The organism is Streptomyces sp. NPDC093064 (assembly GCF_044754605.1).
Taxonomy (GTDB): domain Bacteria; phylum Actinomycetota; class Actinomycetes; order Streptomycetales; family Streptomycetaceae; genus Streptomyces.
This window is the reverse complement of the sequence record NZ_JBIVPK010000008.1, coordinates 213,349-233,248: the sequence shown is the minus strand read 5'-3', so window position 1 is coordinate 233,248 and position 19,900 is coordinate 213,349. Positions and strand designations below refer to the sequence as shown.

General features: G+C 71.2%; 18 protein-coding genes. 9 read left to right on the top strand and 9 right to left on the bottom strand.

Annotated features, from left to right (window positions below):
• Positions 1-38: 38 nt before the first annotated feature.
• Complete coding sequence (locus ACIQFZ_RS13165) at positions 39-1,574, bottom strand: gamma-aminobutyraldehyde dehydrogenase (protein WP_365419540.1); 1,536 nt, start codon at positions 1,572-1,574, stop codon at positions 39-41.
• A 211-nt stretch (positions 1,575-1,785) separates the two neighbouring features.
• On the opposite strand from ACIQFZ_RS13165, the gene ACIQFZ_RS13160 reads away from it, so the two are divergent.
• Positions 1,786-2,355, top strand: coding sequence for an NADAR family protein (locus ACIQFZ_RS13160; RefSeq protein ID WP_402691230.1), 570 nt, complete (start codon positions 1,786-1,788; stop codon positions 2,353-2,355).
• Between the two features lie 119 nt (positions 2,356-2,474).
• Here ACIQFZ_RS13160 and ACIQFZ_RS13155 read toward each other — a convergent pair whose 3' ends face one another.
• Positions 2,475-3,164 carry a DUF4190 domain-containing protein gene (locus tag ACIQFZ_RS13155; RefSeq protein ID WP_402691229.1) on the bottom strand — a complete coding sequence of 230 codons (690 nt, stop codon included), beginning with the start codon at positions 3,162-3,164 and terminating at the stop codon, positions 2,475-2,477.
• A gap of 133 nt (positions 3,165-3,297) precedes the next feature.
• On the opposite strand from ACIQFZ_RS13155, the gene ACIQFZ_RS13150 reads away from it, so the two are divergent.
• Together ACIQFZ_RS13150 and ACIQFZ_RS13145 are read left to right on the top strand one after the other, a co-directional pair.
• Positions 3,298-4,461: an adenosine deaminase gene (locus ACIQFZ_RS13150; RefSeq protein WP_402691228.1), complete on the top strand. Its 1,164-nt coding sequence runs from the start codon at positions 3,298-3,300 to the stop codon at positions 4,459-4,461.
• Positions 4,462-4,490: 29 nt separating this feature from the next.
• A complete protein-coding gene (locus ACIQFZ_RS13145) occupies positions 4,491-5,189 on the top strand; it encodes a glycerophosphodiester phosphodiesterase (protein WP_402691227.1) in 699 nt (232 codons plus the stop codon).
• 448 nt (positions 5,190-5,637) lie between these two features.
• Here ACIQFZ_RS13145 and ACIQFZ_RS13140 read toward each other — a convergent pair whose 3' ends face one another.
• The 3 genes from ACIQFZ_RS13140 to ACIQFZ_RS13130 form a co-directional block, all read right to left on the bottom strand.
• On the bottom strand, positions 5,638-6,189 hold the full coding sequence (locus ACIQFZ_RS13140) for an HXXEE domain-containing protein (protein ID WP_383057989.1): 552 nt from the start codon (positions 6,187-6,189) through the stop codon (positions 5,638-5,640).
• A 13-nt stretch (positions 6,190-6,202) separates the two neighbouring features.
• Positions 6,203-7,393 carry an extracellular solute-binding protein gene (locus ACIQFZ_RS13135; RefSeq protein ID WP_365430344.1) on the bottom strand — a complete coding sequence of 397 codons (1,191 nt, stop codon included), beginning with the start codon at positions 7,391-7,393 and terminating at the stop codon, positions 6,203-6,205.
• Between the two features lie 304 nt (positions 7,394-7,697).
• Positions 7,698-9,137, bottom strand: coding sequence for a gamma-aminobutyraldehyde dehydrogenase (locus tag ACIQFZ_RS13130; protein WP_365430346.1), 1,440 nt, complete (start codon positions 9,135-9,137; stop codon positions 7,698-7,700).
• 171 nt (positions 9,138-9,308) lie between these two features.
• On the opposite strand from ACIQFZ_RS13130, the gene ACIQFZ_RS13125 reads away from it, so the two are divergent.
• The 6 genes from ACIQFZ_RS13125 to ACIQFZ_RS13100 all read left to right on the top strand — a co-directional run bounded on the left by ACIQFZ_RS13125 (position 9,309) and on the right by ACIQFZ_RS13100 (position 15,182).
• On the top strand, positions 9,309-9,827 hold the full coding sequence (locus ACIQFZ_RS13125) for an Lrp/AsnC family transcriptional regulator (RefSeq protein ID WP_141357882.1): 519 nt from the start codon (positions 9,309-9,311) through the stop codon (positions 9,825-9,827).
• Positions 9,812-11,191, top strand: coding sequence for an aspartate aminotransferase family protein (locus ACIQFZ_RS13120; RefSeq protein ID WP_383057994.1), 1,380 nt, complete (start codon positions 9,812-9,814; stop codon positions 11,189-11,191). The genes ACIQFZ_RS13125 and ACIQFZ_RS13120 overlap by 16 nt, the downstream gene beginning before the upstream one ends.
• Positions 11,192-11,447: 256 nt before the next feature.
• Entirely contained in the window at positions 11,448-12,191 is a 744-nt protein-coding gene (locus ACIQFZ_RS13115; protein WP_365430350.1) for an ATP-binding cassette domain-containing protein, read from the top strand.
• Complete coding sequence (locus tag ACIQFZ_RS13110) at positions 12,173-13,663, top strand: hypothetical protein (protein WP_402691226.1); 1,491 nt, start codon at positions 12,173-12,175, stop codon at positions 13,661-13,663. Before ACIQFZ_RS13115 ends, ACIQFZ_RS13110 begins: the two co-directional genes overlap by 19 nt.
• 120 nt (positions 13,664-13,783) lie before the next feature.
• Positions 13,784-14,191, top strand: a complete 408-nt coding sequence (locus tag ACIQFZ_RS13105; protein ID WP_365776167.1) for a VOC family protein — start codon at positions 13,784-13,786, stop codon at positions 14,189-14,191.
• 250 nt (positions 14,192-14,441) lie between these two features.
• Positions 14,442-15,182, top strand: coding sequence for an LAETG motif-containing sortase-dependent surface protein (locus ACIQFZ_RS13100; RefSeq protein ID WP_402691225.1), 741 nt, complete (start codon positions 14,442-14,444; stop codon positions 15,180-15,182).
• A gap of 59 nt (positions 15,183-15,241) precedes the next feature.
• Here ACIQFZ_RS13100 and ACIQFZ_RS13095 read toward each other — a convergent pair whose 3' ends face one another.
• From ACIQFZ_RS13095 to ACIQFZ_RS13080, 4 genes are read right to left on the bottom strand one after another with little or no spacing between them, the layout of a single operon-like run.
• Positions 15,242-16,039 (bottom strand): maleylpyruvate isomerase N-terminal domain-containing protein, encoded by a 798-nt coding sequence (locus ACIQFZ_RS13095; RefSeq protein WP_376652177.1) that lies wholly within the window; start codon positions 16,037-16,039, stop codon positions 15,242-15,244.
• 9 nt (positions 16,040-16,048) lie between these two features.
• Positions 16,049-17,083, bottom strand: a complete 1,035-nt coding sequence (locus ACIQFZ_RS13090) for an ABC transporter ATP-binding protein (RefSeq protein ID WP_365427667.1) — start codon at positions 17,081-17,083, stop codon at positions 16,049-16,051.
• The gene (locus ACIQFZ_RS13085) at positions 17,084-18,721 is read right to left on the bottom strand and encodes an ABC transporter permease (RefSeq protein ID WP_402691224.1); all 1,638 of its coding nucleotides are present in this window, start codon (positions 18,719-18,721) and stop codon (positions 17,084-17,086) included.
• 47 nt (positions 18,722-18,768) lie between these two features.
• On the bottom strand, positions 18,769-19,845 hold the full coding sequence (locus ACIQFZ_RS13080) for a thiamine ABC transporter substrate-binding protein (protein ID WP_365427661.1): 1,077 nt from the start codon (positions 19,843-19,845) through the stop codon (positions 18,769-18,771).
• Positions 19,846-19,900 lie beyond the last annotated feature (55 nt).

Here is a 19,900-nt window from a genome sequence, read left to right as displayed (position 1 = left end):
GCCCTTTCGGGAAGGCCTGGTTCAAGGCCTGGTCGTTGCTATCGGTCCCCGAAGATCGTGCGGTGCCAGTCCTTGCGGGCCACCGCCGTGTTGTCGAACATGACGTGCTTGATCTGCGTGTATTCCTCGAACGAGTACGAGGACATGTCCTTGCCGAAGCCGGACTGCTTATAACCGCCGTGCGGCATCTCGCTGATGATCGGAATGTGGTCGTTGACCCACACGCACCCCGCCTTGATCTCCCGCGTCGCGCGGTTGGCCCGGTAGACGTCCCGGCTCCACGCCGAGGCCGCCAGACCGTACGGAGTGTCGTTGGCCAGCCGAATCCCCTCATCATCACTGTCGAACGGCAGAACGACCAGCACCGGACCGAAGATCTCCGACTGGACGATCTCGCTGTCCTGCGCCGCGTCCGCGACGAGGGTGGGGCGATAGTACGCCCCGTTCTTCAGTTCGCCCTGGGGAGCCTCACCGCCGGTGACCACGCGCGCGTAGGCACGCGCCCGGTCGACGAAACCGGCGACGCGGTCGCGGTGGACATGCGAGATCAGCGGGCCGAGGTCGGTGCCGGGGGCGAACGGGTCGCCCAGCCGGACGGTCTCCATCAGGGCGGCCGTCCGCGCGACGAACTCCTCGTACAGGGGGCGCTGCACGTACGCGCGCGTGGCGGCCGTGCAGTCCTGCCCGGTGTTGATGAGCGCGCCCGCGACCGCGCCGTTGACGGCGGCCTCCAGATCGGCGTCGTCGAAGACCACGAAGGGTGCCTTGCCGCCGAGCTCCAGGTGCAGGCGCTTGACGGTCGCGGTGGCGATCTCGGCGACACGCTTGCCGACGGCGGTGGAACCGGTGAAGGACGTCATGACCACGTCCGGGTGGCCGATCAGGTGCTCGCCGGCCACCTTGCCGGTGCCGGTGACGATGTTGATCACGCCGTCCGGAATGCCCGCGTCGGTGGCGGCCTGGGCGAACATCAGCGAGGTCAGCGGCGTCAGCTCGGCCGGCTTGAGCACGATGGTGTTGCCCGCGGCGACGGCCGGGAGGATCTTCCAGGCGGCCATCTGGAGGGGGTAGTTCCAGGGCGCGATGGAGCCGACGACCCCGATGGGCTCGCGGCGAACGTAGGACGTGTGGTCACCGGAGAACTCGCCGGCCGACTGTCCCTGGAGATGCCGGGCGGCGCCCGCGAAGAAGGCCGCGTTGTCGATCGTGCCCGGCACGTCGAACTCGCGGGTCAACTTCAGCGGCTTGCCGCACTGGAGGGACTCGGCGCGGGCGAAGTCCTCCGCCCGGTCGGCGAGCACGGCCGCGAAGCGGTGCAACGCGTCCGAGCGGTCGCCGGGCGTGGCGCCCGCCCAGCCGGGGAACGCCTCGCGCGCGGCGGCCACCGCGGCGTCGACGTCCTCAGGGCCGGCCAGTTCGTACGTGTAGACCTCCTCGCCGGTGGCGGGGTCGACGACCGCGTGACTGCGGCCCGACGTGCCCTTGGTCAGCCTTCCGGCGATGTACTGCGCGCCCTCGGCGAAACGGTCCTGCGCCGGGAATCGGTCCGGGGTGGCACTGCCCGGGTTGTGCATGTCGCTCTCCTCCGCCGTAGTCCCTCGGTCACCGAGGGCGGGTGGCGTAGCTCCAGCTCGATTTGAGTGCCGATCCTGACAGAGCCCTGGGACTCCAACAAGTGATTCCGTTGTTGCCTTTTGGTTACGCAACGGAATCTGTCGACCAGGTGTCGAGTAGGCACGGAAAAGGCAGGACGGTGTGTCAGTGGCGCGTGCCACACTCGCGTGCATGGGGAACATCGACTCCAGGCAGGCTCTGACCAGGGAAGTCCGCGCGGGGACCCGAGTGCGTTACGTCTACTTCTGGGGGCATCGGCCGCACCCGGACGGCCGGGTCGGCCCGAGCTGCCTGAGTCAGTGGTGGCCGTCGCCGTTCACGGTGGACGCGGTGCCGTACGCGACCGCGGAGCACTGGATGATGGCCGGCAAGGCGCGGCTGTTCGGGGACGCGGAGGCGGAGCGGCGGGTGCTGGCCGCGCGGCATCCGGCGGAGGCGAAGAAGGAGGGGCGGCTCGTACGCGGCTTCGACGAGGACGTGTGGGAGCGGGAGCGGTTCCGGATCGTGGTGGAAGGCGGCGTCCACAAGTTCGCCGCCCACCCCGCGCTGCGGGAGTTCCTGTTGACCACGGGCGACCGTGTGCTGGTGGAGGCCAGCCCGGTGGACCGCATATGGGGCATCGGACTGGCCGCCGGCGACGAGGCGGCGGCCGATCCGGAGCGCTGGCGGGGGCCGAACCTGCTGGGCTTCGCGCTGATGGAGGCGCGCGAGCGGCTGCGAGCCGGTATGCGGGTGCGCTAGTGCTGCGACCGGCCCGCGCGGAGGGCGGGCCGGTCAGGATCAGAGGTCGACCAGGACGGTCACGGCCGGCCCGAGGTCGGGGTCAGCGCTGGGCCAGGAAGGCCACGGCCGCTCAGGGGTCAGCGCTCGGCAAGGACCGCCACGGCCGACAGGGGGGTGCGGCCGAGGCCCGCGTCGTAGGACGTCGAGGAACCCTCGACGGTGCCGGCGTAGGACAAGCCGACGATCAGCAGGGCGATCACGACGAGGCCGAGGACGATGCCGATGATTCCCGTGATCAGGCCGGCCTGGGCCTGGCCGCGATTGCTGGCCTCGCCGCGGTCGGCCTTCCGGCGGCCCTTGACGCCGAAGATGACGGCGAGGACGCCGAGCACCACCCCGAAGATGCCGTAGAAGCAGAACATGCTGGAGGACAGGATGCCGAGCACCATCGCGGCGGTGCCCATCCCGTTGTCCGGGGGCATCGGCATGCCGGGCCAGCCCTGGCCCGCTCCCGGATAGCCGGGGTAGCCGTACCCGCCGGGTACGGGACCGGTGGGTATGCCCGGACCGGTGGGAGCGACGGGCGGCGGCGGCACGGCGGAGTCCGCGGTGGGGGCGCCGAAGGCGGGCGGCGGGAAACCGGCCGCCGGCATCGAGGCCATCGTCGCCTGGTCGTGCACGGACGGCGGGGTGAAGCCGGGCGGCTGCTCGGGCCCGGGGGACTGCGCCGGAGCGGACGTGTCCTTCTCCAGAGAAGGCCTGCTGCCGGGCGGCGCCCACGGATCCTCGGCTCCCGCGCCCCCGCCGGCCTGCGTTCCGTCCGTCATCTCGTCGTCTCCCCCTCGATCGATCGCCCCGCCATGCTAAGGCCTCGTCGGCGCGGGTGGACCGCCGGGCACCGGGCAGCCCCGCCCCCGTTCAGGAACGCGGCCCGCGGTCACGGCGAGGCATGCGCCTACGATGACCGTGCTCACCGATCAGCCGATCACCCGCGCCGCGCCCGCAGGGCCCGCGGCGCCCTTCCCGGGGAGGGACCCGTTGACCGACCAGCACGCACCCCGTGACCCGCACGCACTGCTCGACCCGCACGCATCGCGTGACCGGCACGCCTTCATCGCCGGACTGCCCAAGGCCGAACTGCACGTGCACCACGTCGGCTCCGCCTCCCCCCGGATCGTCTCCGAGCTGGCCGCCCGCCACCCCGACTCCAAGGTGCCCACCGACCCCGAGGCCCTGGCCGACTACTTCACCTTCACGGACTTCGCCCACTTCATCGAGGTGTACCTGTCCGTCGTGGACCTGATCCGCACCCCGGAGGACGTCCGGCTGCTGACCTACGAGGTGGCCCGCGACCTGGCCCGGCAGCAGGTGCGGTACGCGGAGCTCACCATCACGCCGTTCTCCTCCACCCGGCGGGGCATCGACGAGCGCGCCTTCATGGACGCGATCGAGGACGCCCGCAAGGCGGCCCAGGCCGAGTTCGGGACCGTACTGCGCTGGTGCTTCGACATCCCCGGTGAGGCCGGTCTCGAGTCGGCCGAGGAGACGATCCGGCTCGCCACCGACGACCGGCTGCGCCCCGAGGGCCTGGTGTCGTTCGGGCTCGGCGGGCCCGAGATCGGCGTACCGCGGCCCCAGTTCAAGCGCTACTTCGACCGGGCGATCGCCGCCGGGCTGCGCTCCGTCCCGCACGCGGGCGAGACCACGGGGCCCGAAACAGTGTGGGACGCGCTGACCGAACTGCGCGCCGAGCGCATCGGTCACGGCACCAGCTCCGCCCTGGACCCGAAGCTGCTCGCCCACCTCGCCGAGCACCGCATCCCGCTGGAGGTCTGCCCGACCTCCAACATCGCCACCCGGGCCGTGCGCACCATGGATGAGCACCCCATCAAGGAGTTCGTCCGCGCCGGGGTCCTCGTCACGGTGAACTCCGACGACCCGCCCATGTTCGGCACCGACCTCAACAACGAGTACGCCGTGGCCGGCCGGCTGCTCGAACTCGACGAGCGGGGCCTGGCCGAGCTCGCCAAGAACGCGGTGGACGCCTCCTTCCTGGACGCGGCCGGCAAGGCGCGCATCGTGGAGGAGATCGACGCCTACACCGCGCGGTGGCTCGCGCCCTGAGCGGGACACGGCGGGACACAATGGGGCCCATGCAGACCGTGACCGCCGTGGCGCACCGCGGCGACCCCTACCGCTTCCGCGAGAACACCGTCGACTCACTGCGCTCCGCGTTCGGCCAAGGCGCGGACGCGGTCGAGATCGACGTACGGCTGACCCGGGACGGTGTTCCGGTGCTGCTGCACGACGAGTCGCTGAAGCGGCTGTGGGCCCACGACCGGCCGCTGCACGCGCTGTCCGCGGCAGAGCTGCGCGACGTGACGGACGGCCGGGTGCCCACGCTGGAGCACGCGCTCACCGCGACGGACACCGGCAGGGTGATGATCGACCTGCCGGGCCCGGCCCGCCCGCGGGCGGTGCGGCGGATCGTCGACGTGGTCGACGCGTGCGGGGCACGGGACCGCGTGTACTACTGCGCGGGCACCGAGGCCATGCTCGCGGTGCGCGCCGCCGACCCGGCCGCCGAGATCGCGCTGACCTGGACGAGCCTGGCGCCCCCGCGGGCCGGGCTGCTGGACGCGGTGCGGCCCCGGTGGCTGAACTACCGGTTCACCCTGGTGGACCGGGACCTCGCCGCCCGCGTCCACCGCGACGGCTACCTGCTGTCCGTCTGGACCCCCGACACCCGCCGCTCCCTGCGCCGCCTCCTCGACCTCGGCGCCGACTCCATCACGACCAACCGCGTCGACCTGCTGCACACCCTGCGCACCGCGCAGACCGCGGCACCGTAGGGGACCGCCCCCGACAACACGCCGGTGCCGTCCGGCACTTGCTCCGGGGCGCCTCGGGGTCGGACGCCCTCCCCGGCGACGATCCGCCGGGCGCCGCCCGCCTGAAGGATGTTCGGCGCCAGCCCGCCTAGGCCCTGTCGTCACATTCCCGCCTGCCCCGCGACGCCTGGCACGCACTCTCGCCACACCGGGCGAAAGCCCAAGTACGTCCAGTACGAGGACTTCCGCCCGGCACGCCGAGAGCACGCACCAGACGCCGCGGAGCCGCCCTTCGGGCGACGACGGGAATGTGACGACAGGACCTAGCACCCTCCGGGAGCACCCGATGCACGCACGCGCCACGGCCCTGACCACCGCCTGAGCCGCACCCTCGTCCACTCGGTCAACCCCTCCGACGCCAAGGGTGAGTCGAGGAACCCGGTGGCCGAACGCATCGCGCTGGCGGCACTCAGGTAGCGGACCGCCCGCCCAGCAGCCGGCCGGCCGCCGCGTGCGATGCCACCGTGGCCGCGCCCGCGAGGCCCAGGCCGAGGACCAGGTCGCGGGGACGCGTGGGGCGCAGGACACCGGCGCGGCGCAGACGGGCGCGGGCCCAGAGGGTGAAGGGGACCACCAGGAAGGGCGAGGTGGCGGAGCCGGGGGTGTACCCGCGCACTGCCGCGGCCTGGGCCAGGTGGACCAGGCCGTGCAGCCCGAAGGCGTTCAGCGCCGTCTGGTAGTAGCCGGAACGCCCGCCGGTCGCCCGGCCCGCGGCGGACGCGGCGGCGACGATCGCGCCCATCATCCCTACGGCCACCGCGAATTCACGCGCATCCACGGACCCGAGGCGCCGCCACACCGCCTCCGGCACCCCCGGCAAGCGCTCCCGCAGTATTGGCACGTTGCGCCGCTGCCAGCCCGGCACAGTGGCCAACTCCTCCACGTCGTGGAGGGCCCAGGCCACCAGTAGCCCGAACGTGACGGCGGGGCCCACTTGTTGGTCGTTCGGGGTGTGTGTCACTCCGGTGAGTCTGCTACAGCCCCACGATGGCGTTCCAGCGCTTGGCGAACTCCACGCGCTCCTCGGAGGACATGTCCCGGGCGATGGCGAGGCGCTCGCGCATGGTGGCGTCGGGGAAGATCAGCGGGTTCTCGGCGAGTTCGGCGGTGTCCTGGTCCTTGGAGTCGGCGAGCACGGCCTGGGCCGCCGGGACGGGGCAGACGTAGTTGACCCAGGTGGCGAGCTCCGCGGCCACTTCGGGGTCGTAGTAGTAGTCGATCAGGCGTTCCGCGTTGGCCTTGTGGCCGGCCCGGTTGGGGATCATCCAGGAGTCCGACCACAGTTCGGCGCCCTCCTCGGGCACGACGAAGCGGATGTCGGGGTTGTCCGCCTGGAGCTGGATCACATCGCCCGAGTAGGCCTGGCAGGCCAGGACGTCCCCGCTGACCAGGTCCTTGGTGTAGTCGTTGCCGGTGAAGCGGCGGATGTGGCCCTTGCGGACCTGCCGCTCGACCTGGTCGCAGACCTTGTCGAAGTCGCGGGTCTTCCACTTGGTGATGTCCACGCCGTTGGCCTGCATCAGCAGTGCGAACGCCTCGTCCAGGCCGGACAGCAGGGTGACCCGGCCCTTGAGGTCGCTCGCCCACAGGTCGGAGACCTGGCGTATCTCACGGCCGAGCTTGCGGCGGTTGTAGGCGATGCCGGTGATGCCCGACTGGTACGGCATCGTGAACTTGCGCCCCGGGTCGAAGGCGGGGTCGCGCAGCAGCGGGTCGAGGTACTGGGCCACCTGCGGCTGACGGGCGCGGTCCATCTCCTGCACCCAGCCGAGCCGGACGAACCGCGCGCACAACCAGTCGCTGATCACGATGAGATCGCGGCCCGTGTCCTGATGGTTCATCAGGGACGGGCTGATCTTGCCGAAGAACTCGTCGTTGTCGTTGATCTCCTCGACGTAGTCGACGGCGATGCCCGTGTGCTTCTCGAAGGCCTCGAGAGTGGGCCGCTTGTTCGGGTTCTTGTCGTCGGTGTCGATGTAGAGCGGCCAGTTCGCCCAGGTCAGCCGGTGATCGGTGGCGGAGGCGTCCGGGATGGCGCGGTCACCGGGCTGGACGTAGGCGGCGGGCACCCCGCAGCCGGCGAGCGCACCGAGCGCGGCCGTGCCGCCCAGGGCGCGCAGCAGGGAGCGGCGGGAGAGCGGGGGCGTCTTCGGAGTCTTGAGCACCGGCCCAGGATGCCGCGCGTGTCCACCGTCGGACAATCGACGCAGCGTCGAGCACGCCGGGAGGGAGCCGACACCTTGTCGATCACCGCGCGGCCGTGGACGCACCGCGTCGATCACAGCCCGGCCGCCGACGCACCTTGTCGACCACTGCCCGGCCGCCGACGCACCTTGTCGACCACTGCCCGGCCGTGGACACACCGCGGCCCCGGACGGTCCGTCCTCCGTCCGGGGCCGCGAGCGGGCGAGCCACGCGCTCAGCGCGTCACGTGGTCAGTGACACGCGGTCAGTGACACGCGGTCGACGTCACGCGTCGAGCGACGTCATGACGTGCTTGATCCGCGTGTAGTCCTCGAAGCCGTACGCCGACAGGTCCTTGCCGTAGCCGGACTTCTTGAAGCCGCCGTGCGGCATCTCGGCCACCAGCGGGATGTGGGTGTTGATCCACACGCAGCCGAAGTCGAGCTTCTTGGACATCCGCATGGCGCGGGAGTGGTCCTTGGTCCACACCGAGGAGGCCAGCGCGTACTCGACGCCGTTGGCCCACTCGACGGCCTGGTCCTCGTCCGAGAAGGACTGCACGGTGATGACCGGGCCGAAGACCTCCCTCTGGATGATCTCGTCGTCCTGCTTCAGGCCCGAGACGACGGTCGGGGCGTAGAAGTAGCCCTTGTCGCCGACCTGGTGGCCGCCGGCCTCGACCTTGGCGTGGGCGGGCAGCCGCTCGATGAAGCCGGCCACCTGCTTGAGCTGGTTGGGGTTGTTCAGCGGGCCGAACAGGACGTCCTCGTCGTCCGGCTGCCCGGTCTTGGTCTCGGCCGCGGCCTTGGCGAGCGCGGAGACGAACGCGTCGTGGATGGACTCGTGGACGAGGACGCGGGTGGCGGCCGTGCAGTCCTGGCCGGCGTTGAAGAAGCCGGCGACCGAGATGTCCTCGACGGCCTTGTCGATGTCGGTGTCCTCGAAGACCACGACCGGGGCCTTGCCGCCCAGCTCCAGGTGGACCCGCTTGAGGTCCTTGGAGGCCGACTCGGCGACCGACATGCCGGCGCGCACGGAACCGGTGATGGAGGCCATCGCCGGGGTCGGGTGCTCCACCATCAGACGGCCGGTGTCGCGGTCGCCGCAGATGACGTTGAAGACGCCCTTGGGCAGGACCGAGCCGATGATGTCGGCGATCAGGACCGTGGAGGCGGGGGTGGTGTCCGACGGCTTCAGGACCACCGTGTTGCCCGCGGCGAGCGCCGGGGCGAACTTCCACACGGCCATCATCATCGGGTAGTTCCACGGCGCGACCTGCGCGCAGACGCCGATCGGCTCGCGGCGGACGATCGAGGTCAGCCCCTCCATGTACTCGCCCGCCGACCGGCCCTCGAGCATCCGGGCCGCACCCGCGAAGAAGCGGATCTGGTCGACCATCGGCGGGATCTCCTCGGAGCGGGTCAGCCCGATCGGCTTGCCCGTGTTCTCCACCTCCGCCGCAATCAGTTCCTCGGCGCGCTCCTCGAAGGCGTCTGCGATCTTCAGCAGGGCCTTCTGGCGCTCCGCCGGGGTGGTGTCGCGCCAGCCCGGGAAGGCCGCGGCCGCGGCCGCCATGGCGGCGTCCACGTCCGCCTGCCCGGAAAGCGGCGCGGTCGCGTACGCCTCGCCCGTCACGGGGTTGACCACCTCGGTGGTCCGTCCGTCGGCGGCGTCCCGGAACTCACCGTCGATGTAGTTGCGCAGACGACGCAGCTCGGTGCTCACTGCCGGCCCTCCTGGTCCTGTTCAAGATGTCCCATCGCTGAGGCACCCACCCTAGTCCGGGGTGCCGCGTTTTCAACACCCCCACCCCCGCGAGTTCTGCGAAATCCGCACGTCTCGGTATCGCAAACAACGAATTTCATTGCATCGGCCTTGCGGAACTGTCGATACGTCGTGCACAGTGAGGTCGTGCCCAGTCGAAGCGCAGAACAGAGGGACTCCCGCGAGTCCAGGAACGGGAGCAGCCCGCACCTGGACGCCGTCTCCCTCGCCATCATCGAGCAGTTGCAGGAGGACGGCCGCCGTCCGTACGCCGCGATCGGCAAGGCCGTCGGCCTGTCCGAGGCGGCCGTGCGCCAGCGCGTCCAGAAGCTGCTCGACCAGGGCGTGATGCAGATCGTCGCCGTCACCGACCCGCTCACCGTGGGCTTCCGCCGGCAGGCGATGGTCGGGATCAACGTCGAGGGCGACACGGAGTCCGTGGCCGACGCGCTGACCGGCATGTCGGAAGTCGAGTACGTGGTGATGACCGCGGGCTCGTTCGACATCCTCGCCGAGATCGTCTGCGAGGACGACGACCAGCTGCTGGACGTCATCAACAAACGCATCCGGGCACTGCCCGGCGTGCGCTCCACCGAGAGCTTCGTCTACCTCAAGCTCAAGAAGCAGACCTACATGTGGGGAACCCGATAACCGTGAGCAAGGACCTCAGCCGTACCGCGTACGATCACCTGTGGATGCACTTCACCCGCATGTCCTCGTACGAGAACGCCCCCGTGCCGACGATCGTGCGCGGCGAGGGCACCTACATCTACGACGACAAGGGCAAGCGCTACCTCGACGGTCTCGCGGGTCTGTTCGTGGTCCAGGCCGGTCACGGCCGCACGGAGCTGGCCGAGACCGCGTTCAAGCAGGCGCAGGAGCTGGCGTTCTTCCCCGTCTGGTCCTACGCCCACCCCAAGGCCGTCGAGCTGGCCGAGCGCCTGGCGGACTACGCGCCGGGCGACCTGAACAAGGTCTTCTTCACCACCGGCGGCGGCGAGGCCGTCGAGACCGCCTGGAAGCTCGCCAAGCAGTACTTCAAGCTGACCGGCAAACCCACCAAGCACAAGGTCATATCCCGTGCGGTCGCCTACCACGGCACCCCGCAGGGCGCCCTGTCCATCACCGGCCTGCCGGCCCTGAAGGCGCCGTTCGAGCCGCTGGTGCCGGGCGCACACAAGGTCCCGAACACCAACATCTACCGCGCCCCGATCTTCGGCGACGACCCGGAGGCCTTCGGCCGCTGGGCCGCCGACCAGATCGAGCAGCAGATCCTCTTCGAGGGCCCGGACACGGTCGCCGCGGTCTTCCTGGAGCCGGTGCAGAACGCCGGCGGCTGCTTCCCGCCGCCGCCCGGATACTTCCAGCGGGTGCGCGAGATCTGCGACCAGTACGACGTGCTGCTCGTCTCCGACGAGGTCATCTGCGCCTTCGGCCGCCTGGGCACCATGTTCGCCTGTGACAAGTTCGGCTACGTGCCGGACATGATCACCTGCGCCAAGGGCATGACCTCGGGCTACTCCCCGATCGGCGCGTGCATCATCTCCGACCGCCTGGCCGAGCCGTTCTACAAGGGCGACAACACCTTCCTGCACGGCTACACCTTCGGTGGCCACCCGGTCTCGGCCGCGGTGGGCCTGGCCAACCTCGACCTGTTCGAGCGCGAGAACCTCACCCAGCACGTGCTGGACAACGAGGGCGCCTTCCTCTCCACCCTGGAGAAGCTGCACGACCTGCCGATCGTCGGCGACGTCCGCGGCAACGGCTTCTTCTACGGCATCGAGCTGGTGAAGGACAAGCACACCAAGGAGTCCTTCACCGACGAGGAGACCGAGCGGGTCCTGTACGGCTTCCTGTCCAAGGCGCTGTACGACAACGGCCTGTACTGCCGTGCCGACGACCGCGGCGACCCGGTCGTCCAGCTCGCCCCGCCGCTGATCTCCAACCAGGAGACCTTCGACGAGATCGAGCAGATCCTGCGCGCGACCCTGTCGGAGGCGTGGACCAAGCTGTGACCGCGGCGGCCCGACCGCCGCGCGAAAGGCGCACATCTGCGATCAGATGATCAACACCGGCCCCGGTGCCGTCCGTTCGAGTGAGAAACGGCGGCCCGGGGCCGTGTGTTGTCCGGGCTCTCCCCAGGCGCTGCCTAGCGTGCCCTTGACGCGTCACTCTGCGTCGGACCGGCTCCGTGACCCGAGGTCTTCATACTCGTTCGCCCGTACGGGGGACACGGCACGGAATTCCCGATGAGAACCGAGGTGTACGCCCATGGACGTCCCACCCGACAACGAGGTGCTCTGGGCGCGGGCCCTGCACTACACCCACGACGACGGCTCGCCCGCCCTCGGCGGTGTCTCCCTCGGTGTCGCGCAGGGCGAGATCCTCGCCGTGAGCGGGCCGAGCGGCAGCGGCAAGACGACCCTGCTGCGGTGCCTGTCCGGCTTGACGCGGGTGCGGCGCGGCGAGGTCTGGTTCAACAGCGTCCCGGTGCACACCCTGGGCCCGCTGGCCCGTGAGCGGCTGCGCCGCGACCGGTTCGGCTGGGTCGACCCCGCGCCCACGCTCGTACCGGAGCTGAACGTCTGGGAGAACACGGCCCTGCCCCTGATGCTGCGCGGCACGAGCCGGCGGCGGGCCAAGGTGGCCGCCCTGGAGTGGCTGGAGCGCCTCGACGTCGGCGACCTGGCCCGTATGCGCCCGCACCGGCTGCGCCAGGCCGAGCGGCAGCGCGTCTGCATCGCCCGCGCGCTCGCCCCCTCCCCCACGGTGCTGTTCGCCGACGAGCCGACGGCCCCGCTGCACCGCGCCGACCGCGCCCACGTGCTGCGCACGCTCACCACCGCCGCCCGCTCGCACGGCATCACGGTCGTGCTCGCCACCCACGACCCGGAGACCGCGGCCTTCGCGGACCGGACGGTGGCGGTGCTCGACGGGCGGTGTGTGAAGACCGTGCACCTGCCCCCGGTCGGCGACACCGCGGAAGGCCGGGCCGCGTGCTCGCTCTCCGTCTGATCCGCGTCGCCCGCCCGGGCGTCCAACTGCGCCGCCTGACGGTCGCGGCGGCGTCGGCGGGCACGGGCTTCCTGCTGCTGTCCAGCCTCGGCTACGCGCTCGGTCACCCGGAGCACTCGGCCGCGGCGGCCCTGCGGCTGTCCTGGTGCGTGCTGCCCCTGGCCGCGACGGTGTACCTGGCGGTCGCGGTGGCCCGCACCGACCCGGGGACCCGTCCCCGGTCGGGCCTGTCGGCGCTCGGCCTCGGTCCGGGCCGTCTGATGGCCGTCTCGGCGGCCACGACCGCCCTGGCCTGCGGGCTCGGCTCGCTGCTCGCGCTGCTGCTCTTCATGTACCTGCGCGACGACGGCACGGAACTGCCGTTCGACGGCGCGGCACCCACGTTCCTGGCGGCCGGGGAGCCGCTGCCGGTGCCGGCGGTGCTGACGCTGCTGGCCGTCGTCCCCGTCCTCGCCTCGGTGGCGGTCGCGCTGGTGCTGTTCCCCCGGGAACCGAGGCCCACGGCGGCCCGGAACACCGGCCGGAAGTACGGCCGCTTCGGGGCGTACCGGCGCACCAGTACGCGGGAGACGTTCGGGGCGTACGGCCGGTTCGGGGCACGCCTCGGCGACGGGGCCGCCGGGCGACAGAGCCGCTCGGCGACACAGGGCCGGTCGGCGACGGCATGCGCGATCCGGCCCCAGGACACGGCCGACGGCACGGCGCGGACCGAGGACGATCTGACCAGGGACGACCTGACCAGGGCCGACCTGTCCGGCGCCGATCCGACCGGGGACGACCTGTCCGGCGCCCCGGAGGACGCCGGTCACGAACCCGCGCACGACGCCCCGGATCCCCACCGGCCCCCGGCCCCACGGCAGCCGCCCACCGGGCTCCCCTGGGGCATCGCCGTACTCGCCGCCGGCCTGGCCGTGGAGGCGTACGCCGGACGGTCCACCACCCCCGGTGCCGCCCCCGGTCCGGCCCTCCCCGGCGGCCTTGCGGCCGGCTCCGCCCCGGTCCTCATCGGCTGGCTGATGACCGCCCTCGGCCTCGCCCTGGCCGGCCCCGGGCTCACCCACCTGTGCGGCCGTGTCCTCCAGTCCGCCCGCCCCGGTGCCCTGCGGCTCCTGGCCGGGCGCGTCCTGATGGAGGAGGCGGGCCGGGTCGGCCGCCCGCTGGGCGTGGTCTGCGCGGTGGCGTCGGGGACGTACGCCATGATCGCGGCCTACGACGGCACCGCTCGGGCGCTCGGCCCGCTGACGACGCTGGGCACGCTGCTCGTCGCCGGCTGCGCCGTGGCCACCCTGCTGATCGCCGCCGTCGAGGCGAGGCAGTCCCGTGCCGACGCCATCGCCGCGCTGCGGCGGCTCGGCGCGCCGGCCGCGATGCTGCGCTCCGCCGCCCTCCTGCGCTGCGGCGCCCTGCTGGCCCTGCTCATCCCGCTGACCCTGGTGGTCGCCGATCTCGCCGCCCTGCCGCTGGTCCCCTGAGCCACCGGCCGGCCCCGCAGAAGAGGCGTGAAAGAAATCCCGGGGCCGCCGATGAGTTCCGCGCGGACCCCGGGTCTACCCCTGTGAACGGCAAGGAACCGCGATGGGAGAGACCCCGCCATGTACCAGCAGATGATCTTCGTGAACCTGGCGACGAACGACGTGGCCGCGTCCAGGAAGTTCTTCACCGATCTCGGCTACACCATCAACCCCCAGTTCTCCACCGACGAATGCACCTGCGTCGTCATCAGCGACACGATCATCGCGATGCTGCTCAGCAAGCAGCACTACGCCAACTTCACCAAGAAGGAGATCGCGGACTCGACGAAGTCCAGCGAGGTGCTGATCTGCCTGAGCGCCGAGAGCCGCGAGAAGGTCGACGAACTGGTGCAGAAGGCGGTCGCGGCCGGCGGCACCGCGACCGACGAGACCCAGGACCAGGGCTTCATGTACGGCCGCTCCTTCGACGACCTCGACGGCCACACCTGGGAGGTCATGTGGATGGACCCGGCGGCGGTGCAGGGCTGAGCCCACGGGGGGCGAGGCCAGGAGCGATCTGGGCGGGTGCGTCGGCACCCGCCCAGACTCATGCCAACACGTTGAAACATTTGCATAGTTAATAATGAGGTAAAGTCAACGCCGTTCGGAGGCTGACGGATTGACACTCCCGACGGAGCACTTATAAATCTGAGCCTCCTGGGGTTACTGGGAGCTCAACCTCGTCGTTGCCCCAACACCCCTCAAACCCCCCGCAATTGGGCATCCCGTGAAGGGCACAGTGGCCATCTTGTCCATATCCCGTCGTACCGCACGCACCGTGCGCATCCTCGGTGTCGCCTCCGCGTCCGCCGCTCTCGCTCTCGGCGCCGCGGGCAACGCGCTCGCCTGCAACATCAAGGAGTTCTCCGCCGAAGCCAAGTGCGACGGCGAGAAGGGCGTCATCGTCGTCACCGACAAGGACCCCTCTCGCACCGAGGCCGTCGTCTCCGTGTTCCTCCAGAACAACGGCGCCGACGCCCGTGAGGTCGGTGAGCTCACGGTGAAGGGTTCCCGTGAGGGCACCACGATCACCTTCGCCGAGGACTGGCAGCCGAACGCCACCTACCGCATCCACGTCAAGGCCGGCAAGGACGGAAAGCTGGTCAACGAGGACATCAAGCCGAACCTGACCACTCCGTCCACGGCCTGCAAGACGGAGACCCCGAGCACTCCGGCCACGCCGCCGGCCCCGGAGACGCCGACCCCGTCGGCGACGGAGTCGGAGTCGGAGTCGCCGTCCGAGTCGCCGTCGGAGTCGGAGTCCGCGGCCCCGACCGCGTCCGCCTCGGAGAGCACCACCGCTCCCGCCGGCGCCGAGAACAACGCTCCGTCGCCCGCGGTCGGTGACTCCAACCTCGCCGAGACCGGTGCCGACTCCAACACCGGCATGATCGCCGGCATCGCGGCCGCCCTGGTCGTCGTCGGCGGTGGCGCGGTCTTCTTCGGCATGCGCCGCCGTGGAGCGAACAGCAACCGCTGACGCCCCACCAGCGCACCACCCGTGGCCCGCCCCCGAACTCGGGGGCGGGCCACGGTCGTTCACTCGAAGGTAGCCCGCGCCAGCCAGAACTCCAGCAGCTCCCGCTCGCCGAGCACCTCCAGCTCGGTGCTGTCCAGGGGCAGCCGGCTGTAGAACGCGAGCAGCACGGAGGTGAGCGGCCCGCGCAGGGCGACGGTCGCCTTCTCGTGACCGCGGCGCCAGGTGACGCCCTCCTCGGCGAGCTCGATGACCCACTCGGCGTTCAGCCCGGGATCGCCGTCGGTGGCGTGCAGATGGATGCTGCGGCCCGGACCGCGCAGCTCCTGGGCGTCCGGGGACGCCTTCTTCCGCTGGATGAACTCCACGATCTGGAGCCACTCGTCGATGGCGTCGGCGGCCACGTCCGCGGCGACCTCGTAGGGCCGGCCCGCGGCGAGCGCCGCGTCGGCACGGTGGATCGTGATCTCATGGGTCATACGACGGGCCCAGAAGCGGGTGTCGAGGATCCCGGCCCAGGTCCACACCTTCGTGTCCGGTCCGGCCTCACGGAGGGCGTCGACGACCATCCGGCCGGTCTCCGCCAGCCAGGCGTCCAGCGCGGCCGGGTCGCCCTGCTCCTTCGGCCCCTCGGCCAGCGGGACCGCGTCGTCCGGGACGTTCTCCAGCGCGCGGGTCCGGACCAGCGCCTCCACCCAGCGCAGGGCACCGCCCATATGCCGTACGAGCTCCTCCAGCGTCCAGTCCGGACAGGTCGGCACGGTGCCGGACAAGTCGGCGCCGGAGGCGAGCAGGGAGCGCAACTCATCAACCTGGTGGGCGATTTCGTCACAGTAACGTTCGTAGGAAAGCAGCGTCATGCCCGCACACTAGGTGCCCTGCGGTCGATCAAGCACCACGATTTCGGTCGTGTCGAACTCCACGGCCACCTCGTCCCCGACCTCCGGTGCCGCGCGCAGGGCACAGGCCGCCTCCAGGCGGGGGGCGTTGTCGGGCTGGAGGTGGACGGTGACGTGGGTGCCCTTGAAGGTGCGGGCGGTCACCGCGCAGGGCAGTCCCTCGGCGGTGGGGACGAGGCGGACTCCCGCGGGCCGGACGAGGAGGGTGCGGGCCCCCTGGGCCGAGCCGCCGGGGACCGGCACCTTGCCCCACGGGGTGACCGCTACCTCGCCGTCCACGTTCGCCTCCACCACGTTCTCGAAGCCGAGGAAACGGGCCACGAAGGCGTCGGCCGGCCGCTGCCACACCTCGAGTGGCGTGCCCCACTGGGCGATCCGGCCGTCCCGCATCACCACGACCCGGTCGGCGAGCGCGAAGGCCTCGCCCTGGTCGTGCGTGACCGCGAGCACGGTGGTGCCCAACCGTCCGAACAACTCACGCAGTTCCACGACGAGACGCTCCCGCAGCGAGCGGTCGAGCTGGCCGAGCGGCTCGTCCAGCATCAGCAGCCGCGGCCGGGGGGCGAGCGCCCGGGCGAGGGCCACCCGCTGCTGCTCCCCGCCGGAGAGCGCGGCCACGGCCCGCCGCCCGGCACCGGGCAGCCCGACCAGCTCCAACAACTCCCCCACGCGGGCGTCCCGTTCGCTCCTCGCCACGCCGTGCATCCGCAGCCCGAAGCCGACGTTTCCGGCCACGTCCCGCTGCGGGAACAGCTGGTGGTCCTGGAACATCAGCCCCACCTCGCGCCGGTGCACCGGCACCCCCGACTGGTCCCGCCCATCCAGCAGTACCCGCCCGGAGTCCAGCGGCTGGAGCCCGGCCACCGCGCGCAGCAGTGTCGACTTGCCGCTGCCGCTGGGTCCGAGCACGCACACGATCTCGTGCTCGGCGACCGACAGGTCGACCGCGTCCAGCGCGTCCCGCCCGCCGAAGCGCACGGTCGCGGCCTCAAGGCTCAGCAGCATCTAGAACTCCCCGCTCCGGTCGGTGCGCAGCCGCTCCAGCACCAGCAGCGCCACCGCGCACACCACCATCAGAATCGTCGACAGGGCCATCGCCTGGCCGTAGTTGAGGTCTCCGGGCCGGCCGATCAGCCGCGCCACGGCGACCGGCAGCGTCGGACGGTCGGGGCGCGCGATGAACACGGTCGCCCCGAACTCCCCCAGCGACACCGCGAAGGCGAACCCGGCGGCGATCAGCAGCGCCCGCCGTACCAGGGGCAGGTCGACCTCCCGCCACACCCGCCACGGCGAGGCCCCGAGCACGGCCGCCGCCTCCCGGAGCCGTACGTCCACCGCGCGCAGCACGGGGAGCATGGTCCGTACGACGAAGGGCACGCCGACCAGGGCCTGCGCCAGCGGAACCAGGATCCAGGACTGCCTGAGGTCCAGCGGCGGGCGGTCCAGGGCGATCAGGAAGCCGAAGCCGACGGTCACCGCGGAGACCCCGAGCGGCAGCATCAGCAGCGCGTCGAAGCCGCGTACGAGCCGGGCCGCGATGGGGGTCCCCCCGTTGGAGCGAAGGCGAGAGTGAGGGAGGCGGGTGAGGGCCGCGGCGGCGAGCGCGCCGATCACCACGGCGATGGCGGTCGCCGCGGCGGCATAGCTCAGGGAGGTGCCGACGGCGTCGATCGGCGCGACCAGGAAGGTGCCGCCGTCCGCGTTCGTCAGCGCCCGGTAGTAGCCGAACCCGGGCGCGGTGAGCGACCGCTGCACCAGCACGGCGAGCGGCAGTACGACGAGGACGGCGATGGTGGCGAGGACACCGGCCAGCATCGTCCACTGCCCGGCACCGCGCGGCCGGCGGGCGGTCAGCGAGGCGTCCACCAGCTTCAGCGCGGTCTCGCGGCGCCGAACGGTCCAGGCGTGCACGGCGAGGATCGCGCCCACCGCGGCGAACTGGAGGAGCGTCAGGACCGCGGCGGTGGCCAGGTCGAAGATCTCGGACGTCTGCCGGTAGATCTCCACCTCGAGGGTGGAGAAGGTGGGGCCGCCGAGGATCTGCACCACACCGAAGGAGGTGAACGTGAACAGGAAGACCATGAGTGCGGCGGCGGCGACCGCGGGCGCCAGCGCGGGCAGGGTGACCTTCCGCCAGGCGGCGAGCGGCGAGGCGCCGAGCATCCGGGCCGCCTCCTCCTGGCGCGGGTCGAGCCCCGCCCACAGACCGCCCACGGTCCGTACGACGACGGCGTAGTTGAAGAAGACGTGGGCGAGCAGGATCGCCCAGACCGTGGTGTCCAGCCGTACGCCCCACAGTTCGTCGAGCAGGCCGCCGCGCCCGACCAGCGCGAGGAACGCAGTGCCGACCACGACCGTGGGCAGCACGAACGGCACGGTGACGACGGCTCGCAGAACCTGCCGGCCGGGGAAGTCGAGGCGCGCGAAGACATAGGCGCCGGGCAGGGCTACGAGCAGGGTGAGCACGGTGGAGGCGAGCGCCTGCCAAGTGGTGAACCACAGGACGTGCCGGATGTCGGACTGTCCGAGCACATCGGCGATCCGCCCCAACTGCCAGGCCCCGTCGGCCTCCAGGCCGCGCCGGACGATCGCGACCACGGGGTAGGCGAAGAACACCGCGAAGAACGCGACGGGCACGGCCATGAGACCGAGCCGCGCCGCGTTCCCCGTCCGGCGGCCGCGTCCGCGGCCTACCTGAGGACGAGCGAGGTCCACGACTTGACCCACTGGTCACGGTTGGCGGCGATCTTGGCGGGGACCATGGTCTCGGGGTCCTTGGCCTGGGGGCCGTACTTCACGAACTCCGGGGGCACTTGGGCGCCTTCGCGCACCGGGTAGACGAACATGTTCAGCGGCATGTCGTCCTGGAACTTCTTGGTGATCAGGAAGTCCAGGAACGCCTTGCCGCCCTCGGTGTTCCCGGCGTTGCTCAGCAGTCCGGCGTACTCGACCTGGCGGAAGCAGGTGCCCTGCGCGACGCCGGTCGGCGCGGTCTTGGGCCGCGGGTCGGCGTAGATGACCTCGGCGGGCGGCGAGGAGGCGTAGGAGACGACGAGGGGACGGTCGCCCTTGGCCTTCCTGCCGCCGGCGGAGCCGGAGAACTCCTGGTTGTAGGCCTGCTCCCAGCCGTCGACGACCTTGACGCCGTTGGCCTTGAGCTTCTTCCAGTAGTCCTGCCAGCCCTTGTCCCCGTACTGCGCGGCGGTGCCGAGCAGGAAGCCGAGGCCGGGCGAGGAGGTGGCGGCGTTCTCGGTGACGAGGAGGTTCTTGTACTCCGGCTTGACCAGGTCGTCGAACGAGGCGGGCGGGGTCAGCTTGTGGTCGGCGAAGTACTTCTTGTCGTAGTTGACGCAGATGTCGCCGGTGTCGATGGGCGTGACCCGGTGCTTCGCTTCGTCGACGCGGTACTGCGGCAGGATCAGGTCCGAACCCTTCGGCTCGTACGACTGGAACAGCCCGTTGTCCAGGGCGCGGGACAGCAGCGTGTTGTCGACGCCGAAGAAGACGTCGCCCTGCGGGTTGTCCTTGGTGAGGATGGCCTTGTTGACGGCCTGGCCGGCGTCGCCGTCCTCGAGGACCTTGACCTTGTAGCCGGAGCTCTTCTCGAAGTCCGCGATGACGCTCTTGGAGGCGGCCCACGAGTTGTGGCTGACCAGCGTCACCGTCCTGGAGCCGGCCGAACTCTTGTCGCCCGGCGACGAACCGCACGCCGACAGCGTGACCAGGCCGAGCCCGACCGCCACGACGGCGAACGTCTTGGTGTGCACTGAAGTCCTCCTGGGGGTTGGCCAGGAAGAGACGCGGCCCTGCCCGGGATCCGCG